Below are 22,107 nucleotides of genomic sequence, written 5' to 3'. Positions count from 1 at the left end.
TCCGGGAGATCCTTCCGATTGCGCCGGCCGCGTGACCACACCGCGGCCGCCCCAGACCTGACAAGGACCGGTGAGTCCCATGCCGCACGCCGACACCCTGACCGTCGTTCACCATGACGACACCCGGACCCGGTTCGAGGACGTCCGATATGAACTACATCGGGACGGGATCCGGATCTGGTCCGCGGACGGCGAGCACGCCATCACGGACGTACTGATGACCCACGCGTACCGGCAGCGCGAAGCAGCCGCATAGGGAGCGGGCCCCGGAGGAGACTCCGGGGCCCGCTTCGTGCGGTGGCTCAGCCGCGCTCGACCGTCAGCCCGTCCTTCGCCGCGTTCAGGTCGACCACCACCGTGTCCCCGTCCCGGATCTCCCCGGCCAGCAGCGCCTTCGCCAGCAGATCACCGATCGTGGCCTGGACCAGCCGCCGCAGCGGCCGGGCGCCGTAGAGCGGGTCGTACCCGTGCTCGCCCAGCCAGTCGACCGCAGCGCCGGTCACCGAGAGGGTGAGCCGCCGCTCGGCGAGGCGCGCGCGCAGCCGTTCGAGCTGGATGTCCACGATCTTGGTGAGGTCGTCCTTGGTGAGCGCGTGGAAGACCACGATGTCGTCGAGCCGGTTGAGGAACTCCGGCTTGAAGTGCGCCCGGACCGCGGCCAGCACCTCGTCGTGCCGCTCCTCGTCGCTCATCGTGAAGTCGGCGGTCGCCGAGCCGAGGTTCGAGGTCAGCACCAGGATGGCGTTGCGGAAGTCCACCGTACGGCCCTGGCCGTCGGTCAGCCGCCCGTCGTCGAGCACCTGCAGCAGCACGTCGAAGACGTCCGGGTGGGCCTTCTCCACCTCGTCGAGCAGCACCACGCTGTACGGCCGGCGGCGCACCGCCTCGGTCAGCTGGCCGCCCTCCTCGTACCCGACGTAGCCGGGCGGGGCGCCGACCAGGCGGGCGACCGAGTGCTTCTCGGCGTACTCGCTCATGTCGATCCGGACCATCGCCCGCTCGTCGTCGAAGAGGAAACCGGCCAGTGCCTTGGCCAGCTCGGTCTTGCCGACGCCGGTCGGGCCGAGGAACAGGAAGCTGCCGGTGGGCCGGTCCGGGTCGGCGATGCCGGCCCGGGCCCGCCGGACCGCGCTGGCCACCGCCGCGACCGCCTCCCGCTGGCCGATCACCCGGGCCTGCAGCGACTCCTCCATGCGGAGCAGCTTGGCGGTCTCGCCCTCCATCATCCGGCCGGCCGGGATGCCGGTCCACGAGGAGATCACCTCGGCGATGTCGTCCGCGCCGACCTCCTCCTTGACCATCGGCGGCTCGGTGTTCTCCTCCTCCGACTCGGCGGCCGCCTGGATCTCCTTCTCCAGGCCGGGGATCACCTCGTAGAGCAGACGGGATGCTTCGAGCAGCTCGCCGTCGCGCTGGGCCCGCTCCTGAGCGGCCCGGGCCTCGTCGAGCTGCTTCTTCAGCTCGCCGACCCGGTTCAGCCCGCCCCGCTCGCGCTCCCACCGGGCGTTCAGGGCGGTCAGCTCCTCCTCCCGGTCGGCCAGGTCGCGCTCCAGCCGCTCGCGCCGGGCCTGCGAGGCCGGATCGGTCTCCTTGTCCAGCGCGAGCTTCTCCACCCGCATCCGGTCGACCTGGCGCTGCAGCTGGTCGAGCTCCACCGGCCGGGAGTCGATCTCCATACGCAACCGGGACGCGGCCTCGTCGATCAGGTCGATCGCCTTGTCCGGCAGGAACCGGTCACTGATGTAGCGGTCGGAGAGGCTGGCCGCGGCGACCAGCGCCGCGTCGGTGATCTGCACCCGGTGGTGCGCTTCGTAGCGCCCCTTGAGGCCACGCAGGATGCCGATGGTGTCCTCGACCGTCGGCTCGCCGACCACCACCGGCTGGAAACGCCGCTCCAGGGCGGGGTCCTTCTCGATGTGCTCGCGGTACTCGTCGAGCGTGGTGGCGCCGACCATGCGCAGCTCGCCCCGGGCCAGCATCGGCTTGAGCATGTTGCCGGCGTCCATCGAGCCCTCGCCCTTGCCGGCGCCGACGACCGTGTGCAGCTCGTCGAGGAACGTCACGACCTGCCCGTTCGAGCTGCGGATCTCCTCCAGCACGCTCTTGAGCCGCTCCTCGAACTGGCCGCGGTACTGCGCGCCGGCGACCATGGCGCCGAGGTCGAGCGAGACCAGTTTCTTGTCGCGCAGCGTCTCCGGCACGTCGCCGGCCACGATGCGCTGGGCGAGACCCTCGACGATCGCGGTCTTGCCGACGCCCGGCTCGCCGATCAGCACCGGGTTGTTCTTGGTACGCCGGGAGAGCACCTGCACCACCCGGCGGATCTCGGCGTCCCGGCCGATCACCGGGTCGATCCGGCCCTCCCGCGCCTGGGCGGTCAGGTCGACGCTGTACTTCTCCAGCGCCTTGTAGGTCTGCTCGGGATCGGCGTTGGTCACCTTCCGGTCCCCGCCGCGCACCTGCGGGAACGCGGCGACCAGGCTCTCCTCGGTGGCGCCGGCCTCCTTGAGCGTGCGGCTCACCGCGCCGCCCACCCGGGCCAGGCCGGCCAGCAGGTGCTCGGTCGAGACGTACTCGTCGCCGAGCGGCTTGGCGATCAGCTCGGCCTCGCCGATCGCGTTGACGAACTCGCGGGAGAGGCCCGGCTCGGCGGTGCTGGCACCGCGCGCGCTGGGCAGCTGCTCGACGGCGCGGGCGGCGGCGCGGCGTACGTCGGCCGGGTTGGCGCCGATGGCGCGCAGCAGCGCCGGCGCGGTGGACCCGGCCGTGTCCAGCAGCGACAGCAGCATGTGCCACGGCTCCACCGTGGCGTGGCCGTTCCGAGCGGCGTTGGCCGCCGCGCCGGTGATCACGTCGCGGCTCTTGGTGGTCAAACGTTCGGCGTTCATGAGCTCCCCTGATCGGCTTCCCACCGGGTGTGACCCAACAGACTTGAGCGTATTCCACTCAACTTTAACTCGTCCGGGAAAGGCCGTCGAAGAGGCGTGACGGTCACCACCGGCGAGGGCGCTGCCCATCGAACCGCCGTAACGTACGGATGGTGACGCGCCTGTTGTCGCGGCGGCTGCTCCCGCTCGGCTTCATCTTTCTCGCCGCCGGGATAGCCACCGCGGTGGTCGGCCCGTTCCTGGGCATGTTCCTGAGCAGCGAGGTGCACGCCAGCCCGGTGCAGGCCTCCGCGTTCCTGGTCGTCGCCTCGCTCTCCGGCGTCGCGATGTCGCACGTGATCGGCCGCATCTCGGACCGCCGCCCGATGCGTCGCGCGCTGCTCATCGCGGCCGCCCTGGCCGGCTGCGCCGGCACCGGCCTCACCTCGACGGTGCGCAACTACTGGGTCCTGCTCGCGATCACCGTCACCGCGACCGCGGTGGCCGGGGCGCTGTATCCGCAGTCGTTCGCCTATGCCCGTCAGGTGCTGCAGAGCGACTCCCCGGCCCGGGCCGCGATGGGCATCAGCGCGCTGCGCACCGTCTTCTCGATCGCCTGGGTGGGCGGTCCGCCGCTGGCGGCGCTGCTGCTGGACGTCGCCGATTTCCGGTACGTCTACGGCACCGCCGCGGTGCTCTACCTGGTCGCCGCGCTGATCGCCACCCGCTGGCTGCCGGAGATCGAGGCGCCGGCCGGCACGACCCCCGGCCGGGGCGAGGAGGTCCGCCCGCCACGCGCGATCTACCCGATCATCGCGGGCTTCGTGCTGCTGCAGACCACGATGGTGCTCGGCGTGCAGGCCATGTCCCTGTACGTCGGCGCCGACCTGCACGGCTCGGTCGGCGACGCGGGCCTGATCCTCGGGCTGTGCGCGGCGCTGGAGATCCCGCTGATGCTCGGCTTCGGCGCGCTCAGCACCCGGATGCCGCTGCGCCGGCTGATCCTGGCCGGCGCCGTGTTCGGGGTGGTCTACCAGGCGCTGGCGGTGGCCGCGCACTCGACCTGGATGCTGGCCGCCGCCCAGGTGGTGAACGCCCTGTTCATCGCGGCCAACTCCGGGCTGGGCATCTCGTACGTGCAGGACATGATGCCGCTGCACCCGGGCCGGGCCACCACGATGTTCACCAACACCTTCCCGATCGGGCAGATCCTGGCCGCGCCGCTGTTCGGCCTGGCCCAGCAGTACGACTACCGCCTCGCGTACGTGATGAACCTGATCCTCGCCGTCCTCGGCCTGATCCTGCTGCTGGTGGCGCGGCCACCGGCCCGCCCGGCAGCCGCCGCCGAGCCGCTGGTCGAGCTCGGGAAGGCTTGAGCTGCTGCGACGAAAGTCACTACCCGCGGGATAACGTGGTAGTCGTGCGCGTACGGGTGGAACAGACTCCGCTGCCGGGAATCGGCGTCCGACACGACCTGGTCACCTCCTCCGGGCGTACGGTGGGGGTGGTCTCGCACCGCAACGGCCGTCGTGACCTGGTCCTCTACGACGTCGACGACCCGGACGCCTGCCTGGCCTCGATCCCGCTGACCGACGGCGAGGCGGAGGCCCTGGCCGACGTCCTCGGCGCGTCGCTGATGCTGGGCCAGCTGGCCGGCCTGCGTCAGCAGGCGGCCGGGCTGCTCACCGAGCAGATCGCGCTGCCGGCCGGCTCACCGTTCGTCGGCCGCCGGCTCGGGGACACCCGGGCCCGCACCCGCACCCGCGCGTCGATCGTGGCCGTGCTGCGTGACCGCGAGGTGATCGCCTCGCCCGGGCCCGCGTTCCTCTTCGAGGCGAACGACGTGGTCGTGGCCGTCGGCACCCGCGAGGGCCTGGACGGCGTCACCGCCATCCTGGCCGGCGACACCGACGGTTGAGGCCACCTCGTGCACCACACGACGGTCCTGCTCATCGAGATCGGCGCGCTGCTGTTCGGCCTCGGCATGCTGGGCCGGGCCGGGCGCCGGTTCGGGCTCTCCCCGATCCCGCTCTACCTGCTGGCCGGTCTCGCCTTCGGACAGGGCGGGCTGGTCCCGCTCTCGGCCAGCAAGGAGTTCATCGCGATCGGCGCCCAGATCGGGGTGATCCTGCTCCTGGTCATGCTGGGCCTGGAGTACTCGGCGGACGAGCTGGTCGGCAACCTGCGCTCGGCGGCTCCGGCCGGCGTGATCGACATGCTGCTGAACGCGCTGCCCGGCGCGCTGTTCGCGCTGCTGCTCGGCTGGGACCTGAAAGCGGCGCTGGTGCTCGCCGGGATCACCTGGGTCTCCTCGTCCGGGGTGATCGCCAAGGTGCTCGGCGACCTGGGCCGGCTGGGTAACCGGGAGACCCCGGTGATCCTGTCCGTGCTGGTCATCGAGGACCTGGCGATGGCGCTCTACCTGCCGATCGTCACCGCGGTGCTGGCGAACGTGGGCCTGGTCGGCGGCTTCAGCACGCTCGGCGTGGCCGTGGTCACCGTGGTCGCGGTGCTGGTGGTCGCGATCCGGTACGGCGGAACGATCAGCCGCCTCATGTCGGTGAAGGACCCGGAGGCGCTGCTGCTCAGCGTCCTGGGGCTGACCCTGTTCGTGGCCGGGGTCGCGGCCGAGCTGCAGGTGTCCGAGGCGGTCGGCGCCTTCCTGGTCGGCATCGCGCTCTCCGGCCCGGTCGCGCACCACGCCACCCAGATGCTGTCCCCGCTGCGCGACCTGTTCGCCGCGGTGTTCTTCGTCTTCTTCGGGCTCTCCACCGATCCGGCCGACGTGCCGCCGGTGCTGCTTCCCGCGCTCGGGCTGGCCGTGCTGACCATGCTGACCAAGGTGGCCACCGGGTACCTGGCGGCGCGGCGCGCCGGGACCGCCCTGCCCGGCCGGCTCCGGGCCGGCCTGGCGCTCACCCCGCGCGGCGAGTTCTCGGTGGTCATCGCCGGACTCGCGGTCGCCTCCGGGGTGCAGCCGCGCCTCGCTCCGCTCGCCACCGCGTACGTGTTGATCACGGTTGTCTCCGGTCCGATGCTGGCGCGCCTGCCGGACTACGCCTGGTTCAAGAAGCTGGTCCGCCGCAGGATGGCGGCACAGCGTTCTACGGCCGAACCCGTGCCGACAGTTGAGTGACGTCGGTCACTGTGACCCCTGCCGAAGGTTACTGTCCAGTATCCGAATGTGAATTTTTGATACTTCCGTTCATGCATTGATCGCGCTACCGTTGCGCCGCGACAACTCTCTGTGTTGGGACGTTCGACACTCACGACGGATCGGTGATCCCCGTCGCGGGAGAACGGGTGAAATAAGGCGGCAGCGTTGAGCGTGCGTGAGGCGACATTCATCGGGTTCGGAAATCCGGTCGATCCCCGGCCGGCGGAGATCGAGGCGTGGGCGTACCACCCGGAGTCGGTACCGCTGAGCTCCATGCCGCGGGACTGGGACCTGCTCATCTCCGGCGACGTGCTCGGGCCGACCCTGTTCGAGCTGGCCATGGACCGGCAGTGCCCGGCCCGCCGGTTCGCACAGCACTGCATGTACATCTACGCGGCGGACGGCGTCCGGCAGAACGCGAGCGGCCAGCGCAAACGGCGGCTCAAGAAGTTCGTGGAGCGCGCCGAGGAGGTCGGCGACGAGCCGATGCAGATCTGGGCGCACAACTGCCGGGTCCTGATGACCCGACCGGAACTGTTCGACCACCACGACTGGATGGAGGGCGGCCTGGTGCGCAACCCGCGCCGGCTCGGCCTCTTCCACCGTAAGTGATCGACCGGTAACTACGTGCAGTAACGGCGGCCCCGATCCGGGGCCGCCGTTTCATCTCTCCGCGGCGCGGCGTGGCCGCCACACCACCAGCGCGGTGGAGTGGGTCTCCTGACGGACCAGGTCCGCCCGGCCCGCGTACGGATTCATCGTCTCCAGCTGGGCGATCCGCGCGTACGCGTCCTCCAGCTGCTGCTCCAGCTCGGCGACCCGCTGCTGCAGGTCACCCACCATCTGTTCGAGGCCGATGATCCGCTTGATGCCGGCCAGGTTGACGCCGTCCTCCTGGCTCAGCCGCTGCACCTCGCGCAGCAGCGCCACGTCGCGTTCGCTGTAGCGCCGGCCGCCGCCACCGGCGCGCCCGGGCTGCACCAGGCCGAGCCGGTCGTACTGGCGCAAGGTCTGCGGGTGCATGCCGGCCAGCCGGGCGGCCACCGAGATGATCAGGACCTTCGCGTCGGAGGCCTGTTCCATCGAGATGCTGATCTCTTCATACATGTCCCACCTCCGGAAGGTCTCTAGCCGGTCTTGCGCAGGCGTGCTTCGAGCCGTTCCCGCCCGGCCGGCGGGGTCAGTTTGGCGAATTTCTCCAGGGCGTCCCGGGCCTCGCCGGTCACACCGGGCGGGATCTGCACCTCGACCGTGACGATCAGGTCGCCGGCCTGGCCCTCCTTGCGCACCACGCCCTTGCCCCGGGCCCGCAGCTTGCGACCGCTCGGGGTGCCCGCCGGCACCCGCAGCGTGACCGGGTTGTCCAGGGTCGGCACCCGCAGGTCGGTGCCGAGGACGGCCTCCGCGACGGTGATCGGGACGACCAGCGTGAGGTCGTCCCCGCTGCGCCCGAACAGCTCGTCCGGCCGCACCTTGACCTGGACGTACAGGTCGCCGGCCGGGCCACCCCGGTCGCCCGGCTCGCCCCGGCCGCTGAGCCGGATCCGCTGCCCGTCGGCGACCCCGGCCGGGAACCGGACGTTGATGGTCCGGCTCTTGGTGACGCCACCGGAACCCCGGCACTCCGGGCACTTCTCGTCCACGATGCTGCCCGAGCCCTGACAGTCCCGGCACGGTTCGGAGAAGCTGAACGACCCCTGGTTGCTGGAGATCAGCCCGGTGCCGTGGCATTTCGGGCAGGCCCGCGGGGTGGTGCCGGGCTTGGCGCCGGTGCCCCGGCAGGTGTCGCAGGCCCCCGGCGTGCGCAGGGTCAGCGGCAGGGTGGTGCCGCGGACGGCCTGAGCGAAGTCCAAGGTCACCTCGGTCTCCACGTCCCGGCCGCGCTGCGGGCCGCGCCGCCCGGCCGGAGCGCCGGCGCCACCACCGGAGAAGATCGAGCTGAAGATGTCGGAGAAACCGGTGCCGCCGAACCGGCGGTCACCCCCGCCACCACCGGCGCCCGCCCCGGTGAACCCGCCGAACAGGTCGGACGGGTCGAACTGGGCGCCACCCGCGCCCGGGCGTCCGGCGCCACGGCGGAACGCGCCGGAGCCGAACAGGGAACGCATCTCGTCGTACTCTTTGCGCTTCTTGTCGTCGGCGAGCACGTCGTAGGCCTCGGAGGCGGCCTTGAACTTCTCCTCCGCCTCCTTGTTGCCCGGATTGCGGTCCGGGTGCAGGTCGCGAGCGAGTTTCCGGTACGCCTTCTTGATCTCGTCGGTTGAGGCGGACTTGTTCACGCCGAGAACGGCGTAGAAGTCCTTCTCGAGCCAGTCCTTCGAGCTCAGTTGGTCCACCTCCTCGACTGGTGATGGGTGACGTCCCGCCCACCGGCGAACCGGCGGACGGGACACATGCGGAAACTCACTCGGGATCGGCGACGGCGACCAGCGCCGGGCGCAGCAGGCGCTCGCCCAGGGTGTAGCCGCGGCGCATCACCTCGACGCAGGTCGGCTCCGTGACGTCCGCGGACGTCTGGTGCGCGACCGCCTCGTGGCGGTTCGGGTCGAAGGGGTCGCCCTTCTCGCCGAAGGCCACCAGCCCCAGCTTGCCGGTCGCCGCGGTGAGCTGCTCCGCCACCGAGGCGAACGGCCCGACCAGGTCACCGTGCTCGCGGGCCCGGTCGATGTCGTCCAGCACCGGCAGCAGCGCGGTCAGCACCGAGCCGGTGGTCTGCTCCGCCGCGGCGCCCCGGTCGCGGTCCACCCGCTTGCGGTAGTTGGCGTACTCCGCGGTCACCCGTTGCAGGTCGTGGGTCCGCTCGTCGAGCTCGCTGCGCAGCGCGTCGAGCTCGGCGCCGAGACCGGGCTTGGCCTCCTCGGCCGCCGGGGCCTCGCTCTCCTCCTCCGGCGCGCGGTGCGCGCCGGCCGCCTTGCCCGGCTTGGTGGGAGTCTCCTCGGCCGTCGAGTCGATCTCGCCCTGGATGACTTCCCGCTCGGCCGCCGGACCGTCGTTCTCGTCGTCCCTGGCACTCACTTCTTGTCGTCCTCCACGATCTCGGCGTCCACGACGTCGTCACCACCGGCGGCCGCGCCCGCACCGGTCGCGCCACCCGGCGCGCCCGCGCCGGCGGCCCCGGCCTGCGGCGCCTCACTCTGCGAGTAGAGCAGCGAACCGGCCTCCTGGGAGACCTGCGACAGCCGCTCGTGGGCCGACTTGATCTTCTCGATGTCGGTGCCGCCCAGCGCGCCGCGCAGCTCGCCGAGCGCCTCGCTGATCTTGCTCTTGCTGTCCTCGGGGAGCTTGTCGCCGCTCTCCGCCAGGAACTTCTCGGTCTGCCACTGCAGCTGCTCGGCCAGGTTGCGGGTCTCCGCGTCCTCGCGGCGCTTCTTGTCCTCGTCCGCGTGGTCCTGGGCGTCGCGCATCATGCGCTCGATGTCTTCCTTCGGCAGCGCGGAGCCGCCGGTGATCGTCATCTTCTGCTCCTTGCCCGTGCCCAGGTCCTTGGCGGACACGTGCACGATGCCGTTCGCGTCGATGTCGAAGGAGACCTCGATCTGCGGCACGCCGCGCGGAGCCGGCGCGATGCCGCTCAGCTCGAACGTGCCCAGCTTCTTGTTGTACGCGGCCATCTCGCGCTCACCCTGGTAGACCTGGATCAGCACGGAGGGCTGGTTGTCGTCCGCGGTGGTGTAGACCTCGGAGCGGTGCGCCGGGATGGTGGTGTTGCGCTCCACCAGCTTGTGCATGATCCCGCCCTTGGTCTCGATGCCCAGCGACAGCGGGGTCACGTCGAGCAGCAGGACGTCCTTGACCTCGCCCTTGAGCACACCGGCCTGCAGGGCGGCGCCGACGGCGACGACCTCGTCCGGGTTGACGCCCTTGTTCGGGTCGCGGCCGGTCAGGCTCTTGACCAGCTCGGTCACGGCCGGCATACGCGTCGAGCCGCCGACCAGGATGACGTGGTCGATGTCGGAGAGCTTGACGTCGGCGTCCTTGATCGCGGACTCGAACGGGCCCTTGCAGCGGTCCAGCAGGTCCTGCGTCATGCGCTGGAACTCGGCCCGGCTCAGCGTGGTGTCCAGGTGCAGCGGGCCGTTCGCCCCGGCGGTGATGTAGGGCAGGTTGATGCTGGTGGTGGTGGCCGCGGACAGCTCGATCTTGGCCTTCTCGGCGGCCTCGCGCAGACGCTGCAGCGCCATCTTGTCCTGGGACAGGTCGATGCCGTGCTCGCCGCGGAACGTCTTCACCAGGTGGTCGATGATCCGCTGGTCCCAGTCGTCGCCGCCCAGGTGGTTGTCACCGGACGTCGACTTCACCTCGATGACGCCGTCGCCCAGCTCCAGCAGGGAGACGTCGAAGGTGCCGCCACCCAGGTCGAAGACCAGAACGGTCTGCTCCTTGGAGCCCTTGTCCAGGCCGTAGGCCAGGGCGGCCGCGGTCGGCTCGTTCACGATCCGCAGCACGTTCAGGCCCGCGATCTCGCCGGCCTCCTTGGTGGCCTGGCGCTGCGCGTCGTTGAAGTACGCCGGGACGGTGATCACCGCGTCGGTGATCTGCTCGCCCAGGTACGCCTCGGCGTCGCGCTTGAGCTTCATCAGCACCCGCGCGGAGATCTCCTGCGGGGTGTACTTCTTGCCGTCGATGTCGATCGACCAGTTGGTGCCGATCTCCCGCTTCACCGAGCGGATCGTCCGATCCGGGTTGGTCACCGCCTGACGCTTGGCGACCTCGCCGACGAGCACCTCGCCGTTGCGGGCGAAGGCCACGATCGACGGCGTCGTCCGGGAGCCCTCCGCGTTGGCGATGACGGTGGGCTCGCCTCCTTCCAGAACGCTGACGCAGGAGTTCGTGGTGCCGAGGTCGATGCCGACCGCACGTGCCATGGTGTTCCTCGCTTCGTTACCGGCTGGGTTCGTACGAGCGTGAGTCCGTACAGGGTTGAGTGGAACCGACTCAATGATGCCACGCGACGGCCAACCGTCAAATCGAAGTTGAGCCGGACAGACGCAAGTCGCGCGTTTGGGCGCCCGCACCGCGGGTAATCAGCTACATACCTGTCCGGTCACGGCATACCGGTAGCCGTTGCTCGCCCTGGGCGGATCGTGCACGCTTTACCCGTGACGACGCACGGAGACGCGGTCGGTCCGTCGGCCCCACCCGCCGTCCCCGCCGTAACGAGGAACAAAGAGCAGGTCAGCCCGGCGAGAGCAGACCTTTCCGATGGTACGGGGGACGGCCCGGTCCGTCCGGCGAACAAGGAGAACGGCATCACCACCGCACCGGTCGAACCGCCCGCCGCCGTAGCCCGGCTCACGGCGGCGCTGACCCGACTGCGGGCGGCGCTCGGCACCGTCGCGTACCCGCTGACGCTGCCCTCGGCGGACGAGGCGCGCCGGGTCGGCGCCGCCCTGCTCGCCCAGCTCGACGACTATCTGCTGCCCCGCCTCAACCGGCTGGACGCGCCGCTGCTCGTGGTGGTCGGCGGCTCCACCGGCGCGGGCAAGTCCACCCTGGTCAACAGCCTGGTCCAGGAGCCGGTGACCAACGCCGGGGTGCTGCGCCCGACCACCCGCTCGCCGGTGCTGGTCGCCCACCCGGAGAACCTCGGCTGGTTCGAGCAGCCGCACCTGCTGCCCGGCCTGATCCGCACGGTGAAGAGCAGCGACGACCCGAACTCGCTGCAGGTGATCGGCGCCCGCGGGATCGGCCCCGGCCTGGCCCTGCTGGACGCGCCCGACGTCGACTCGGTGGTCGATCACAACCGCCAGCTCGCCGCCCAGCTGCTGGCCGCCGCCGACCTGTGGCTGTTCGTCACCACGGCCGCGCGCTACGCCGACGCGGTGCCGTGGGAGCTGCTCAAGACCGCCCGGCTGCGGGGCACCGTGATCGCCCTGGTGCTGGACCGGGTGCCGCTCGACGCGGCCGCCGAGATCTCCGCACATCTCGGCGAGATGCTGACCGAGCACGACCTGGGCAACGCCCCGCTGTTCGTGCTCCCGGAGACCCAGCTGGACACCCGTGGCATGCTGCCGGACCCGGTGATCCAGCCGATGCGGCAGTGGTTCGCCCAGCTGTCGGCGGACCCGGGCGCGCGCGACGCGGTGGCCCGGCAGACCCTGGACGGCGCGCTGGCCGCGCTGGCCCCCGCGGTGGAGGGGCTGGCCGAGGCGGCGGAGGACCAGACGCGTACCGCGCAGGCGCTGGACGAGCGGGTCGACACGGCGTACCGGACGGCGAAACGGACGGTCCGCGACGGGCTGCAGGACGGCCGGCTGCTCCGCGGCGAGGTGCTGGCCCGCTGGCAGGAGTTCGTCGGCACCGGCGAGTTCGTCCGCAGCCTGGAGTCGCGGGTCGGGCAGCTGCGCGACCGCGTCATCGCCGCCGTCACCGGCCGCCCCGGACCCAGCCGCAGCCTGCGCGTGGCGCTGGAGTCACAGCTGGTCACCCTGCTGCGCGGGGTGGCGACGGACGCCGCCGAGCAGGCGTACGCGTCGTGGCAGGCGCACCCGGCCGGGGAGACGCTGCTGCACGGCGACCTCAAGTCCGCCTCGGCCGACCTGCCCCAGCGGGCCGACCGGCTGGTCCGCGACTGGCAGCAGTGGGTGCTGGACCTGGTCCGCCGCGAGGCGGGCGACAAGCGCTCGGTGGCCCGCGGCGCGGCGTACGCGGTCAACGGCGCCGGCCTGGCCGTGATGGTCGCCGTGTTCACCTCGACCGCGTTCATCCCGACCGGCCTGGAGGTCGCGGTCGGCGCGGGCACCACGGTCGCCGCGCAGAAGGTGCTCGAGGCGGTCTTCGGCGACCAGGCCATCCGTACCCTTGCCACCCGGGCCCGTACCGAGCTGATCGGCCGGGTCGACGAACTGCTCGAGGCCGAGGCCGCGCGGTACACGGAGCGGACCGCCACGGTGCGCCGCGAGGCGGAGCCGGGCACACTGTTGCGCCAGGCCGCCGCCACGGTGGAGAGCGCCAGGAAGGACATCGCGTTGACCGGATCGGGGTCATGAATCTGGTGGAGAAGCAATCCCTCGGCGACCGGGGCGGCGACCGGGTGGACGCCGAGGGACTCACCCGGCGGCTGGAGGCGCTGGCCCGGTTCCTCCGGCTGGTCGATCCGTACCTGCCCGACGGCGAGCTGGTCACCGCACACACCATCGTGGAGCGCGCCAGCGGGCGGCTCACGCTGTCGCTGGACCACACCGTGGTGGCGCTCGCCGGCAGCACCGGCAGCGGCAAATCCAGCCTGTTCAACGCGCTGGCCCGGTTCAAGCTGTCGCCGGTCGGGGTGCGCCGGCCCACCACCGGCACCGCGCACGCCGTGGTCTGGGGGCCGCTGGAGCCGGCCAGCCGGCTGCTCGACTGGATCGGCGTGCTGCCCCGGCAGCGGTTCGTCCGGGAGAGCGCGCTCGACGGCGACGACGAGGCCGCGCTGCGCGGGCTGGTCCTGCTCGACCTGCCCGACTTCGACTCGGTGGAGCGCGCGCACCAGCTGGAGGTGGACCGGCTGCTCGGGCTGGTCGACCAGATCGTCTGGGTGGTCGACCCGCAGAAGTACGGCGACCGCATCCTGCACCGCGCGTACCTGTCCCAGTTCAGCACGCACGCCGGGGTGACCATCGTGGTGCTGAACCAGGCCGACCGGCTCAGCGCCCCGGACACCGAGGCGGTGCTCACCGACCTGCGCCGGCTGCTCGACGAGGACGGGCTGACCGGCGCGCCGGTGCTGGCCACCTCGGCGAAGCAGCCCGGCATGTTGGGTGAGCTGCGGGAGGCGCTGGAGGAGACGGTCGCCGCACGGCAGGCCGCGCTGCGCCGGCTCGCCGCCGACGTGGACGCGGTCAGCGAGGAGCTGGCCGAGATGATCGGCCCGCCGGCCGCCGAGGACGAGGTGGACCGGGCGACCGTCCGGCAGCTGACCGACGCGCTCGCGGCGTCCGCCGGGGTGCCGGCGGTGGCCGACGCGACCGCCGCCGCGTACCGCCACCGCGCGGCCGCGGCGACCGGCTGGCCGCTGGTGCGCGGACTGCGCCGGCTGCGCCCGGACCCGCTGCGCAAGCTGCACCTGGCCGAGCCGGCGCAGACCGACGCGGTTTCCACGGATGTCGTGCCGCGTACCTCGCTGCCGGAAGCCGACGCCGCGCAGAAGTCCGCGGTGGGCCTGTCGGTCCGCGCGGTCGCCGAACGCGCCGCCGCGCCGCTGCCGGAGGTCTGGGCCCCCGCGCTGACCGCCGCCGCCCGGTCGCGCACCGGGGACCTGCCGGACGCGCTCGACCGGGCGATCGCCAAGACCGACCTGGGCACCGACCACCGGCCGGTCTGGTGGCGGGTGGTCGGCGCCCTGCAGTGGTTGCTGCTCGCCGCGGCGGTGACCGGCCTGGTCTGGCTGGTGCTCGGGTACGCCCTGCGCGCCCTGGGCCTGCCCGAGCTGGAGAGTCCGCGGGTCGGCGTGGTCCCGCTGCCCACGCTGCTGCTGCTCGGCGGGCTGTTCGCCGGTCTGCTGCTCTGGCTGCTGCTGAAACCGCTCGTCGAGGCCGGCGGGCGACGCGCCCGGCGACGTGCCGAGCAACGGTTGCGGGCCGCGGTCACCGACGTCGGCCGTGGATACGTGGTGGCGCCGGTGCGCGAGGTGCTCAACGCCTACGCCCAGGCACGCGAAGCGCTCGGTGTGGTGCGCTCGGAGTAGTTCGGCGGACATGCCGCGGGCGGTAGGCTCGCGGCATGTCGGCACCCCGGAGCGCGTACGAGGCGGTGCTGCACGCGGCCCGCGACGTCACCAGGCTGACCTGCGCGCTGGACGCGGAGATGCTGGGCACGGCGCTGCTCGGCAGCGTGTACTCGGTCGCGGAGGGCGATCGGGCGGCCGCCGTCCGGGAGTTCGTCGGCGGGTTCCTGAGTGCCACCGCCCGGCGGCCGGAGCCGGCCGCCACCGCGATCCGTGAGGTGTTCGCCGCGCTGGTGCCGGACGCCGAGGGCGCCGGCGAGGTCGGGCACGGCACGCCGGGTCCGTCGTGGGCCGGGCATCTGGGGCGGGTCCGGCCGACCGGTTGCCACGCCTACGGCGACGTGTACGGCGACCAGACCTCCTACCTGGTCACCTACGCCTACGAGGACGACTCGGACGGCGGGCCCGAGCACGCGGTCGTGGCCCTGGTCGACCACAACATCGGCATCGTCAAGGACCTGTTCGTCGCCGCCTCCGCCGAGCGGATCCTCGGCCAGGTCCGGGCGATGTGCGAGCACGACGAGCTGACCTGGTTCCGCGACGAGGACCCGGGCCGGTTGCGTGACGAGGTGGAACGGCATCTGCGGGTCACCGACGAGCTCGGCGACCTGCCCGCGGACGGCTCGCTGGCCACCGACCGGGCGCTGGCCGCGGCCCGGCTGGCGCTGCTGCCCGCGGCGACCACCCCGCCGCTCACCGAGCCGGCCGGCCCGAACGCCGCCGAACTGGTCCGCGACTTCCTGGCCTCGCCCGAGGCCGCCCGCGCGGGCCTGGCCGGGCCGGATGCCGACCAGGCGTCCCTGCAGTTCTGCGTCAGCCTGCTGCTCGACCACGCGGCGACGCTGCCGGGCGGTGACCCGCTGCGCTGGAGTCCGGCGGTGGCCGGCCTGTTCCTGCTCGACTGGGTGCACCGGCGGGCGGTGCTGGACATCGACGACGCGGCCATGCTGCCGCGGGTGGTGCGCGCCTGGTCGGCGTACGCGACCTGGCGGCGCGGGCTTCCCCCGGCCGCGGTCGCCGAGACCGCGGCCGAGGTGGAGAAGCTCGTGCCGGAGTTCGTCCGGTTGCACACCACCGGCGAGCGGCGCAGCCCGGCCACCGCGGCGGTGGCCCAGCTGATCGCCGAGGGCGTCGACCCGAACGACTCCGCGGCCATCGACGCCTGGCTGCAGGCCAACCGCGACCGGCTGGGCGACAGCTGATCCGCCGGCCGGGCTCAGCGGTGGTTCAGGTGGTGATCACCGACCGGCTCGGCGTGGTGGCGGCCGACGCGTGAGCCGCGCCGGCGGGCCGGTCCGTTCTCGTCGTGCAGGGTGTGCTCGGCACGATGGTGCCCGCGGTACGGGCGGTTGGTGATCCGGTCTTCCGCGGAGCAGGGCTGGACCACCGAATGGCGGACGTTGCGGCGGTCGCCGTAGCGGTGGTCGAGGATCCGGGCGGCGTTGATGTGATGGGGGCGTTCGGTCACCGTTGACCTCCGGCTGGCGCGGACCGGCCGGGCGGCCGGGCGATGGTGGCACCGGGCGCCGGGCCGCCGATGTGGACGGTCGCGGGGGTGGTGCGACCGGGGCGGCGGCGGGACCGGATGTCCTGCGTGGTTGTGGCCTCGCACTCGTGGTGCGGGGAGTCGTCGGGGGCCGTCCGGCCGGCGTCGTCCGCGTCCGCGCCGCCGTCCGCGTCCGCGCCGCCGTCCGCGTCCGCGCCGCCGTCGGCGCCGGCCTCCTCGGCGTCGGCGCCCTCCTCGGCGTCGGCGCCCTCCTCGGTGGCGGCGCCCTCCTCGGTCGCGTCGGCGTCCTCGGTGGCGGCATCTTCGGTGGCGGCGTCCTCGGTGGCGGCGTCCTCGGTGGCGGCGTCCGGGGGATCCGCGCCGTCCGGAGCGTCCGTCGCGGAGTCGGCCGGGCCCGGGCGGGCTCCGGAGCGCCCGGACGGCGGTGCGATGCGGCGAGCGGGCGAGTCGTCCCACTCCTCGTCCGGCACCACCGGCAGGCCGGGCACCGTCGGGAAGACGGTCACCGGCTCGGGGCGGGAGACGCCCTCGTCGGCGGAGCCGCGCTGCGGCGGCCCGGCCGAGCCGGGGCGGTCCGGTGACGGGGCGCGGGTGGAGCGGGGGGCCGACGCGGGTGGCTCGGCCGGGAGCGGCGGCAGCCCGGGCACCGTGGGCCAGGGGGGCGGGGCTACACCGGTGCGGTGCGGCGACACGCCCGGGTCCGCCACCGGCGGGGTACCGGAATCGGACGGCGGCCGGCCCGGATGGTCGTACCCGGAATGTCTCTGGGGTCTGGGGGAGAGCCGCACCGGACCGCTCGCCGGCGGCGGCAGGAACGGCGCGTCCATCGCGCCTTCGCGGCCCTTCCCGGCGATCTCGCTGGTCCCGGCGGTGATCACGGCGAGGGTGGGCACCGAGGCCAGGCCGACCAGCATGGCGACCATCAGGATGTACCGCCGGGTCGGGCCGGACAGGCCGTGGTCCTCGCGGTACACCCCGTTGAGCCGCTTCCGGAGCACCTTCAGGGGCGGCTCGTAGCCGTCGTCGTCGGGCAGGTGCGGCACGCGGGTGTCCCTCTCCAACCAAAGATCAACCTGGATCCGTTCCGGTCAGAGGGATGAACGACCCATCGGCCTTTCGGCATCGGCGGGCCGGGACCATTCGTACGGGAGTGCCTCCCAAAGATCGCTAAGTCGGGCAAATACCCTTAACGATATGTCAGCAGAAAATCTCTATTCGTGATCCACGCACTCTGTAACCCACCTCACTCCCTCTGTCAGGATGGGGGCGACGGCACCGCCGCCGTCGCCTTCCGCCGACCAGCGGGGCAACGGCGGGCCGTCCCGGCAGGGGCAGGCTCCCGGCCGGAACGCCGCGCGGCAGCCTCACCCGGCACATGCGCGCACCCAGTGGTCCGCCTCGTGGCCGGGAGACACCCGCCGCGGGCGCAGAGAGATACAGGGAGACACGGATGGCGAAAGGCGAACGCAAAGCCGGGGCTGTGCCACCGGCGCCCGCGGACGGCGCGGTGGACCGCATTCCGGGCGGGGACGCCCCGGCCGGCGGCTTCGTTCAACTGCTCACACCCGACGGCGAGCATCTCGGCAGCGTCACCACGGCGGACGGGACCACGTACTCGGTCGACTTCACCGTCGAGGAGTACCAGGGCCTCTACCGGGATCTGGTGACGGTCCGCCGGCTGGACGCCGAGGCGACCGCTCTGCAGCGGCAGGGCGAGCTGGGTATCTGGGCCAGTCTGCTGGGGCAGGAGGCGGCTCAGGTCGGCTCCGGCCGGGCGCTGCGCCCGCAGGACATGGCTTTCCCCACCTACCGCGAGCACGGCGTGCTGTACTGCCGCGGGATCGACCCGATCATGCCGTTCGGCCTGTTCCGGGGCGTGGACCAGGGCGGGTGGGACGCCAACGAGCACAAGTTCAACGGCTACACCATCGTGATCGGCTCACAGACGCTGCACGCGACCGGGTACGCGATGGGCGTCACCATGGACGGCAAGACCGGCAGCCCGGACGGCGAGGCCGTGATCGCCTACTTCGGTGACGGCGCGACCAGCCAGGGTGAGGTCAACGAGTCGTTCGTCTGGTCCGGGGTGTTCAACGCCCCGATCGTCTTCTTCTGCCAGAACAATCAGTACGCGATCTCCGAGCCCCTGGAGCGGCAGACCCGCATCCCGCTGTACCGGCGGGCCGCCGGTTACGGCTTCCCCGGCGTCCGGATCGACGGCAACGACGTGCTGGCCAGCTACGCCGTGACCCGCCAGGCGCTGGACAACGCCCGCAACGGCCAGGGCCCGACGCTGATCGAGGCGTACACCTACCGGATGGGCGCGCACACCAGCTCGGACGACCCGACCCGCTACCGCATCGCCAGCGAGGTCGAGTCGTGGAAGGCCAAGGACCCGATCGCCCGGGTCAAGGCCTTCCTCACCAAGCAGAAGATGGCCGACGCGGACTTCTTCGCCGAGGTCGACGAGAGCGCCCGCAAGCTCGCCCTGGACCTGCGCGAGCGGGTGCTGGCCATGCCGGATCCCCAACCGGTCACGATGTTCGACCACGTCTATCCGAACGGTTCGCCGGAGATCGAGGCGCAGCGCACGGCGTTCGCGGAGTACCACGCGTCGTTCGAGGGGAGTGGACACTGATGGCCGAGAAGATCACCCTGGGCAAGGCCCTCAACCACGGCCTGCGCCGCGCCCTGGAGAACGACCCCAAGGTCGTGATCATGGGAGAGGACGTCGGCAAGCTGGGCGGCGTCTTCCGGATCACCGACGGTCTGCAGAAGGACTTCGGCGAGGATCGGGTCATCGACACCCCGCTGGCCGAGGCCGGCATCGTCGGGACCGCGGTCGGCCTCGCCATCCGGGGTTACCGCCCGGTGTGCGAGATCCAGTTCGACGGCTTCGTCTTCCCGGCGTACAACCAGATCGTCGCCCAGGTGGCGAAGATGTTCTACCGCTCCAAGGGCAAGGTCCGGGTGCCGATGGTCATCCGGATCCCGTACGGCGGCGGCATCGGGGCGGTCGAGCACCACTCCGAGTCGCCCGAGGCGTACTTCGCGCACACCCCCGGTCTCAAGGTGGTGAGCTGCTCGAACCCGTCGGACGCGTACACCATGATCCAGCAGGCGATCGCCTCCGACGACCCGGTGGTGTTCTTCGAGCCGAAGCGGCGGTACTGGGAGAAGGGCGAGGTCGACCTGGACGCGCCGGTGAGCGGCGCCTACCCGCTGCACGCGGCGCGGGTGGCGCGGCCCGGGACCGACGCGACGCTGCTGGCGTACGGGCCGATGGTGCGGGTGGCACTGGACGCCGCGTCCGCCGCCGGTGAGGACGGGCGCAACCTCGAGGTCATCGACCTGCGCACGCTGTCCCCGGTGGACTACCCGATGATCTTCGAGTCGGTCCGCCGGACCGGCCGCGCGGTGGTGGTGCACGAGGCGCCGGGCAACGGTGGCCTGGGCGCCGAGCTGGCCGCCCGGATCACCGAGGAGTGCTTCTACTCGCTGGAGGCGCCGGTGCTGCGCGTGACCGGGTACGACATCCCGTACCCGGCGGCCCGGGTGGAGGAGGAGTACCTCCCCGACCTGGACCGGTTGCTGGACGCCGTCGACCGCTCGTTCGGCTGGTGACGCCGATGTCGCGGATCAAGGAGTTCAACCTGCCCGACCTGGGCGAGGGCCTGACCGAGGGCGAGATCCTCGCCTGGCTGGTCAAGGTCGGTGACACGATCGAGCTGAACCAGCCGATCGTCGAGGTGGAGACGGCGAAGGCGGCCGTCGAGATCCCGGCGAAGTGGGCCGGCGTGGTCACCAAGATCTTCCACGAGGCCGGTACCACCGTGGAGGTCGGCAAGCCGATCATCTCGATCGACACCGATCCGGGCGCCGGGCCGCCGGCGCCCGAGCCGTCGTTGCCGGTGCCGTCCGCCGAATCGCTGGACGCGGTCGAGATCGCGCCGGCCGAGGGCGCGGTCGAGCCCGGAATGATCGGCGGGCCCGCGCCGGGTGGGCGCACCGCGGTGCTGGTCGGTTACGGCCCGCGGGAGACCAGCGCGAAGCGGCGGCCCCGGATCGCCGCGGCCACGCCCGCGCCGGCGGCCCCGCCGGCACCGGTGACCCCGGCCCCCGCCGTCCCCCCGGCGGCCCCGGTCCGCAGCGGGCCGGTGCTGGCCAAGCCGCCGGTCCGGAAACTGGCCCGCGACCTGGGCGTCGACCTCGCCACCGTGGTGGGGACGGGACCGCTCGGGTCGGTGACGCGCGAGGACGTACGCCAGGCCGCCGAAGGCGCCCGGAAACCGGCGGCCGCGGCGGCAACCGTGCCGGCCGCACCGGCCGCGGCGGTCTTCGACGCCTCCCGCGAGCAGCGCATCCCGGTCAAGGGGGTACGGAAGCTGACCGCGGAGAACATGGTGGCCTCGGCGTTCACCGCGCCGCACGTCACCGAGTTCCTCACCGTCGACGTCACCCGGTCGATGAAGGCACTGGACAAGCTCCGGTCCCGGCCGGAGTTCGCCGAGCTGCGGATCTCCCCGCTGCTGCTGGTGGCGAAGGCGGTGCTGCTCGCGGTCAAACGGCATCCGATGGTCAACTCGGCCTGGTCCGCGGCGACCAACGAGATCGTGGTCAAGGAGTACGTGAACCTCGGCATCGCCGCGGCAACCGAGCGCGGGCTGATCGTGCCGAACATCAAGGACGCCGGCCGTCTCACTCTGCGGGAGCTGGCCGAGGCGCTCAACACCCTGGTACGGACCGCGAAGTCGGGCAGGACGCCGCCGGCCGACATGGCCCACGGCACGCTCTCGATCACCAACGTGGGCGTGTTCGGGGTCGACACCGGGACTCCGATCCTGCCGCCCGGCGAGTCGGCGATCCTGGCGTTCGGCGCGATCCGGCCGACTCCGTGGGTGCACAAGGGCAAGATCAAGGTACGTCAGGTGACCACCCTGGGGCTCTCCTTCGACCACCGGATCATCGACGGCGAGCTGGGCTCGAAGTTCCTCCGGGACGTCGGCGCCTTCCTCTCCGACCCGGAGGCGGCAATCCTGGCATGGACATAAGGTCGTTAGGCCTGAAAGCCGGATGACCTTCGATTGTTAAACCGATGACCCGGATCACCCGCTAAACAGTTGGCAAGGTCCATGCTGGAGGCGGACACTGGAGGCACACCTGAGACGTGCGCCGACGGTGTCCGCCACAAGCGGGCCGGGGGTGGCACGTCGTGAGACCGGCAACCACCGGGGAATCGAGCAAGTGCCATGAGCAGCATGATCGACCGCATTCGTCAGCGTCGGCAGGTCCACCGCCAGAACCGCGCCATCGACCGGGCCATGCAGTCCGCGATGACCCCTTCCATGCGGGACGAGATCGCCATCTTCGCCCAGCGCCGTCAGCCTTTCTAGGCCACTCCCACGACATCCGGCCCGCCCGCGTCACCCGGGCGGGCCGTTTCGTATCGGCGACCGCGCCGACACCCCGCGTGGCTTTACCTCAGGGGCGTACACCGGGATTTTGTCTGCCGCGAACGCCCGGTACGGTTGGGCACGGTCCCCAAACCGGCACGGCCGGTCGGGCTGGGTGACCAGGGGGTGCCCGCCGGCCACACACCGTCGCGCCCCCAGCACGGCCTGGCCTGGAAGCTGGCACGACCCGTGGCGGAAGGTCGCCGACGGGATCGCGTCCGTGCAAAGCTGGCACGGCCGCATCGATGAGGAGGCGCGTATGACGTCCGAGGGGCAGCACGCCGGTCAGCCGGCCGAGGCCACGTCGGGCGGACCCGAACCCGACGGTCAGCGAGTTTCCGGCCGGGCGTCGGCACCGCCTCCCACCGAGGGAGCCCCCACGTCGTACGGTCCTCCGCCCCAGTCGGCGCCGGGCGGTG

At 72.1% G+C, this 22,107-nt stretch carries 19 protein-coding genes; 12 read left to right on the top strand and 7 right to left on the bottom strand.

Features of this window, described 5'->3' with window-relative positions; all coding sequences use genetic code 11:
- Positions 1–79 precede the first annotated feature (79 nt).
- Positions 80–256, top strand: coding sequence for a hypothetical protein (locus ACTEI_RS36640; protein ID WP_164465801.1), 177 nt, complete (start codon positions 80–82; stop codon positions 254–256).
- Between the two features lie 46 nt (positions 257–302).
- On the opposite strand, the gene clpB is transcribed toward ACTEI_RS36640, so the two are convergent.
- The gene (gene clpB, locus ACTEI_RS00460) at positions 303–2,888 is read right to left on the bottom strand and encodes an ATP-dependent chaperone ClpB (protein ID WP_122975824.1); all 2,586 of its coding nucleotides are present in this window, start codon (positions 2,886–2,888) and stop codon (positions 303–305) included.
- 149 nt (positions 2,889–3,037) lie between these two features.
- Between clpB and ACTEI_RS00455 the strand changes: the two genes are divergently transcribed.
- From ACTEI_RS00455 to ACTEI_RS00440, 4 genes are all read left to right on the top strand, one after another.
- Positions 3,038–4,243, top strand: coding sequence for a sugar efflux transporter (locus ACTEI_RS00455; protein ID WP_122975823.1), 1,206 nt, complete (start codon positions 3,038–3,040; stop codon positions 4,241–4,243).
- A 44-nt stretch (positions 4,244–4,287) separates the two neighbouring features.
- The gene (locus ACTEI_RS00450; RefSeq protein WP_122975822.1) at positions 4,288–4,785 is read left to right on the top strand and encodes a cation:proton antiporter regulatory subunit; all 498 of its coding nucleotides are present in this window, start codon (positions 4,288–4,290) and stop codon (positions 4,783–4,785) included.
- Positions 4,786–4,794: 9 nt separating this feature from the next.
- Positions 4,795–6,003 (top strand): cation:proton antiporter, encoded by a 1,209-nt coding sequence (locus tag ACTEI_RS00445; RefSeq protein ID WP_122975821.1) that lies wholly within the window; start codon positions 4,795–4,797, stop codon positions 6,001–6,003.
- A gap of 186 nt (positions 6,004–6,189) precedes the next feature.
- Positions 6,190–6,636, top strand: a complete 447-nt coding sequence (locus ACTEI_RS00440; RefSeq protein WP_122975820.1) for a hypothetical protein — start codon at positions 6,190–6,192, stop codon at positions 6,634–6,636.
- A gap of 51 nt (positions 6,637–6,687) precedes the next feature.
- Here the strand turns inward: ACTEI_RS00440 and ACTEI_RS00435 are convergent, their stop codons facing one another.
- The 4 genes from ACTEI_RS00435 to dnaK all read right to left on the bottom strand — a co-directional run bounded on the left by ACTEI_RS00435 (position 6,688) and on the right by dnaK (position 10,889).
- Positions 6,688–7,131, bottom strand: a complete 444-nt coding sequence (locus tag ACTEI_RS00435; protein ID WP_122975819.1) for a heat shock protein transcriptional repressor HspR — start codon at positions 7,129–7,131, stop codon at positions 6,688–6,690.
- Positions 7,132–7,151: 20 nt separating this feature from the next.
- Entirely contained in the window at positions 7,152–8,351 is a 1,200-nt protein-coding gene (gene dnaJ / locus ACTEI_RS00430; protein WP_122981837.1) for a molecular chaperone DnaJ, read from the bottom strand.
- A gap of 76 nt (positions 8,352–8,427) precedes the next feature.
- Positions 8,428–9,039, bottom strand: coding sequence for a nucleotide exchange factor GrpE (gene grpE / locus ACTEI_RS00425; protein WP_122975818.1), 612 nt, complete (start codon positions 9,037–9,039; stop codon positions 8,428–8,430).
- Positions 9,036–10,889 carry a molecular chaperone DnaK gene (dnaK, locus tag ACTEI_RS00420; protein ID WP_122975817.1) on the bottom strand — a complete coding sequence of 618 codons (1,854 nt, stop codon included), beginning with the start codon at positions 10,887–10,889 and terminating at the stop codon, positions 9,036–9,038. Before dnaK ends, grpE begins: the two co-directional genes overlap by 4 nt.
- A gap of 234 nt (positions 10,890–11,123) precedes the next feature.
- Between dnaK and ACTEI_RS00415 the strand changes: the two genes are divergently transcribed.
- The 3 genes from ACTEI_RS00415 to ACTEI_RS00405 are packed head-to-tail and all read left to right on the top strand — an operon-like array spanning position 11,124 to position 15,930.
- The gene (locus ACTEI_RS00415) at positions 11,124–13,013 is read left to right on the top strand and encodes a GTPase domain-containing protein (protein ID WP_372443220.1); all 1,890 of its coding nucleotides are present in this window, start codon (positions 11,124–11,126) and stop codon (positions 13,011–13,013) included.
- Positions 13,010–14,689 carry a GTPase family protein gene (locus ACTEI_RS00410; protein WP_122975816.1) on the top strand — a complete coding sequence of 560 codons (1,680 nt, stop codon included), beginning with the start codon at positions 13,010–13,012 and terminating at the stop codon, positions 14,687–14,689. Before ACTEI_RS00415 ends, ACTEI_RS00410 begins: the two co-directional genes overlap by 4 nt.
- A gap of 35 nt (positions 14,690–14,724) precedes the next feature.
- Positions 14,725–15,930: a hypothetical protein gene (locus ACTEI_RS00405; protein ID WP_122975815.1), complete on the top strand. Its 1,206-nt coding sequence runs from the start codon at positions 14,725–14,727 to the stop codon at positions 15,928–15,930.
- 14 nt (positions 15,931–15,944) lie between these two features.
- Here ACTEI_RS00405 and ACTEI_RS00400 read toward each other — a convergent pair whose 3' ends face one another.
- A complete protein-coding gene (locus ACTEI_RS00400) occupies positions 15,945–16,196 on the bottom strand; it encodes a hypothetical protein (protein WP_122975814.1) in 252 nt (83 codons plus the stop codon).
- Entirely contained in the window at positions 16,193–17,278 is a 1,086-nt protein-coding gene (locus tag ACTEI_RS00395; protein ID WP_122975813.1) for a hypothetical protein, read from the bottom strand. The genes ACTEI_RS00400 and ACTEI_RS00395 overlap by 4 nt, the downstream gene beginning before the upstream one ends.
- Before the next feature lie 407 nt (positions 17,279–17,685).
- Here ACTEI_RS00395 and pdhA point away from each other — a divergent pair, with 407 nt between their 5' ends.
- The 4 genes from pdhA (at position 17,686) to ACTEI_RS36635 (ending at position 21,628) form a co-directional block, all read left to right on the top strand.
- Entirely contained in the window at positions 17,686–18,873 is a 1,188-nt protein-coding gene (pdhA, locus tag ACTEI_RS00390) for a pyruvate dehydrogenase (acetyl-transferring) E1 component subunit alpha (protein ID WP_239082219.1), read from the top strand.
- The gene (locus ACTEI_RS00385; RefSeq protein ID WP_372443219.1) at positions 18,873–19,859 is read left to right on the top strand and encodes an alpha-ketoacid dehydrogenase subunit beta; all 987 of its coding nucleotides are present in this window, start codon (positions 18,873–18,875) and stop codon (positions 19,857–19,859) included. Before pdhA ends, ACTEI_RS00385 begins: the two co-directional genes overlap by 1 nt.
- 5 nt (positions 19,860–19,864) lie before the next feature.
- A complete protein-coding gene (locus ACTEI_RS00380) occupies positions 19,865–21,286 on the top strand; it encodes a dihydrolipoamide acetyltransferase family protein (protein WP_122981833.1) in 1,422 nt (473 codons plus the stop codon).
- A gap of 198 nt (positions 21,287–21,484) precedes the next feature.
- Positions 21,485–21,628, top strand: coding sequence for a hypothetical protein (locus tag ACTEI_RS36635; RefSeq protein WP_164465800.1), 144 nt, complete (start codon positions 21,485–21,487; stop codon positions 21,626–21,628).
- Positions 21,629–22,107 lie beyond the last annotated feature (479 nt).

Source organism: Actinoplanes teichomyceticus ATCC 31121 (genome assembly GCF_003711105.1).
Classification (GTDB): Bacteria; Actinomycetota; Actinomycetes; order Mycobacteriales; family Micromonosporaceae; genus Actinoplanes; species Actinoplanes teichomyceticus.
The sequence above is the reverse complement of the archived record's forward strand: the minus strand, read 5'-3'. Positions and strand labels throughout refer to the sequence as shown.

Bases quoted from the DNA above. Each gene is read 5' to 3' on its own strand.
- ACTEI_RS00435 (WP_122975819.1), bottom strand. From the start codon at position 7,131: ATGTATGAAGAGATCAGCATCTCGATGGAACAGGCCTCCGACGCGAAG.
- ACTEI_RS00410 (WP_122975816.1), top strand. From the start codon at position 13,010: ATGAATCTGGTGGAGAAGCAATCCCTCGGCGACCGGGGCGGCGACCGG.
- pdhA (WP_239082219.1), top strand. From the start codon at position 17,686: ATGGCGAAAGGCGAACGCAAAGCCGGGGCTGTGCCACCGGCGCCCGCG.
- ACTEI_RS00385 (WP_372443219.1), top strand. From the start codon at position 18,873: ATGGCCGAGAAGATCACCCTGGGCAAGGCCCTCAACCACGGCCTGCGC.
- ACTEI_RS36635 (WP_164465800.1), top strand. From the start codon at position 21,485: ATGAGCAGCATGATCGACCGCATTCGTCAGCGTCGGCAGGTCCACCGC.
- ACTEI_RS36640 (WP_164465801.1), top strand. From the start codon at position 80: ATGCCGCACGCCGACACCCTGACCGTCGTTCACCATGACGACACCCGG.
- ACTEI_RS00455 (WP_122975823.1), top strand. From the start codon at position 3,038: ATGGTGACGCGCCTGTTGTCGCGGCGGCTGCTCCCGCTCGGCTTCATC.
- dnaK (WP_122975817.1), bottom strand. From the start codon at position 10,889: ATGGCACGTGCGGTCGGCATCGACCTCGGCACCACGAACTCCTGCGTC.
- ACTEI_RS00380 (WP_122981833.1), top strand. From the start codon at position 19,865: ATGTCGCGGATCAAGGAGTTCAACCTGCCCGACCTGGGCGAGGGCCTG.
- clpB (WP_122975824.1), bottom strand. From the start codon at position 2,888: ATGAACGCCGAACGTTTGACCACCAAGAGCCGCGACGTGATCACCGGC.
- ACTEI_RS00405 (WP_122975815.1), top strand. From the start codon at position 14,725: ATGTCGGCACCCCGGAGCGCGTACGAGGCGGTGCTGCACGCGGCCCGC.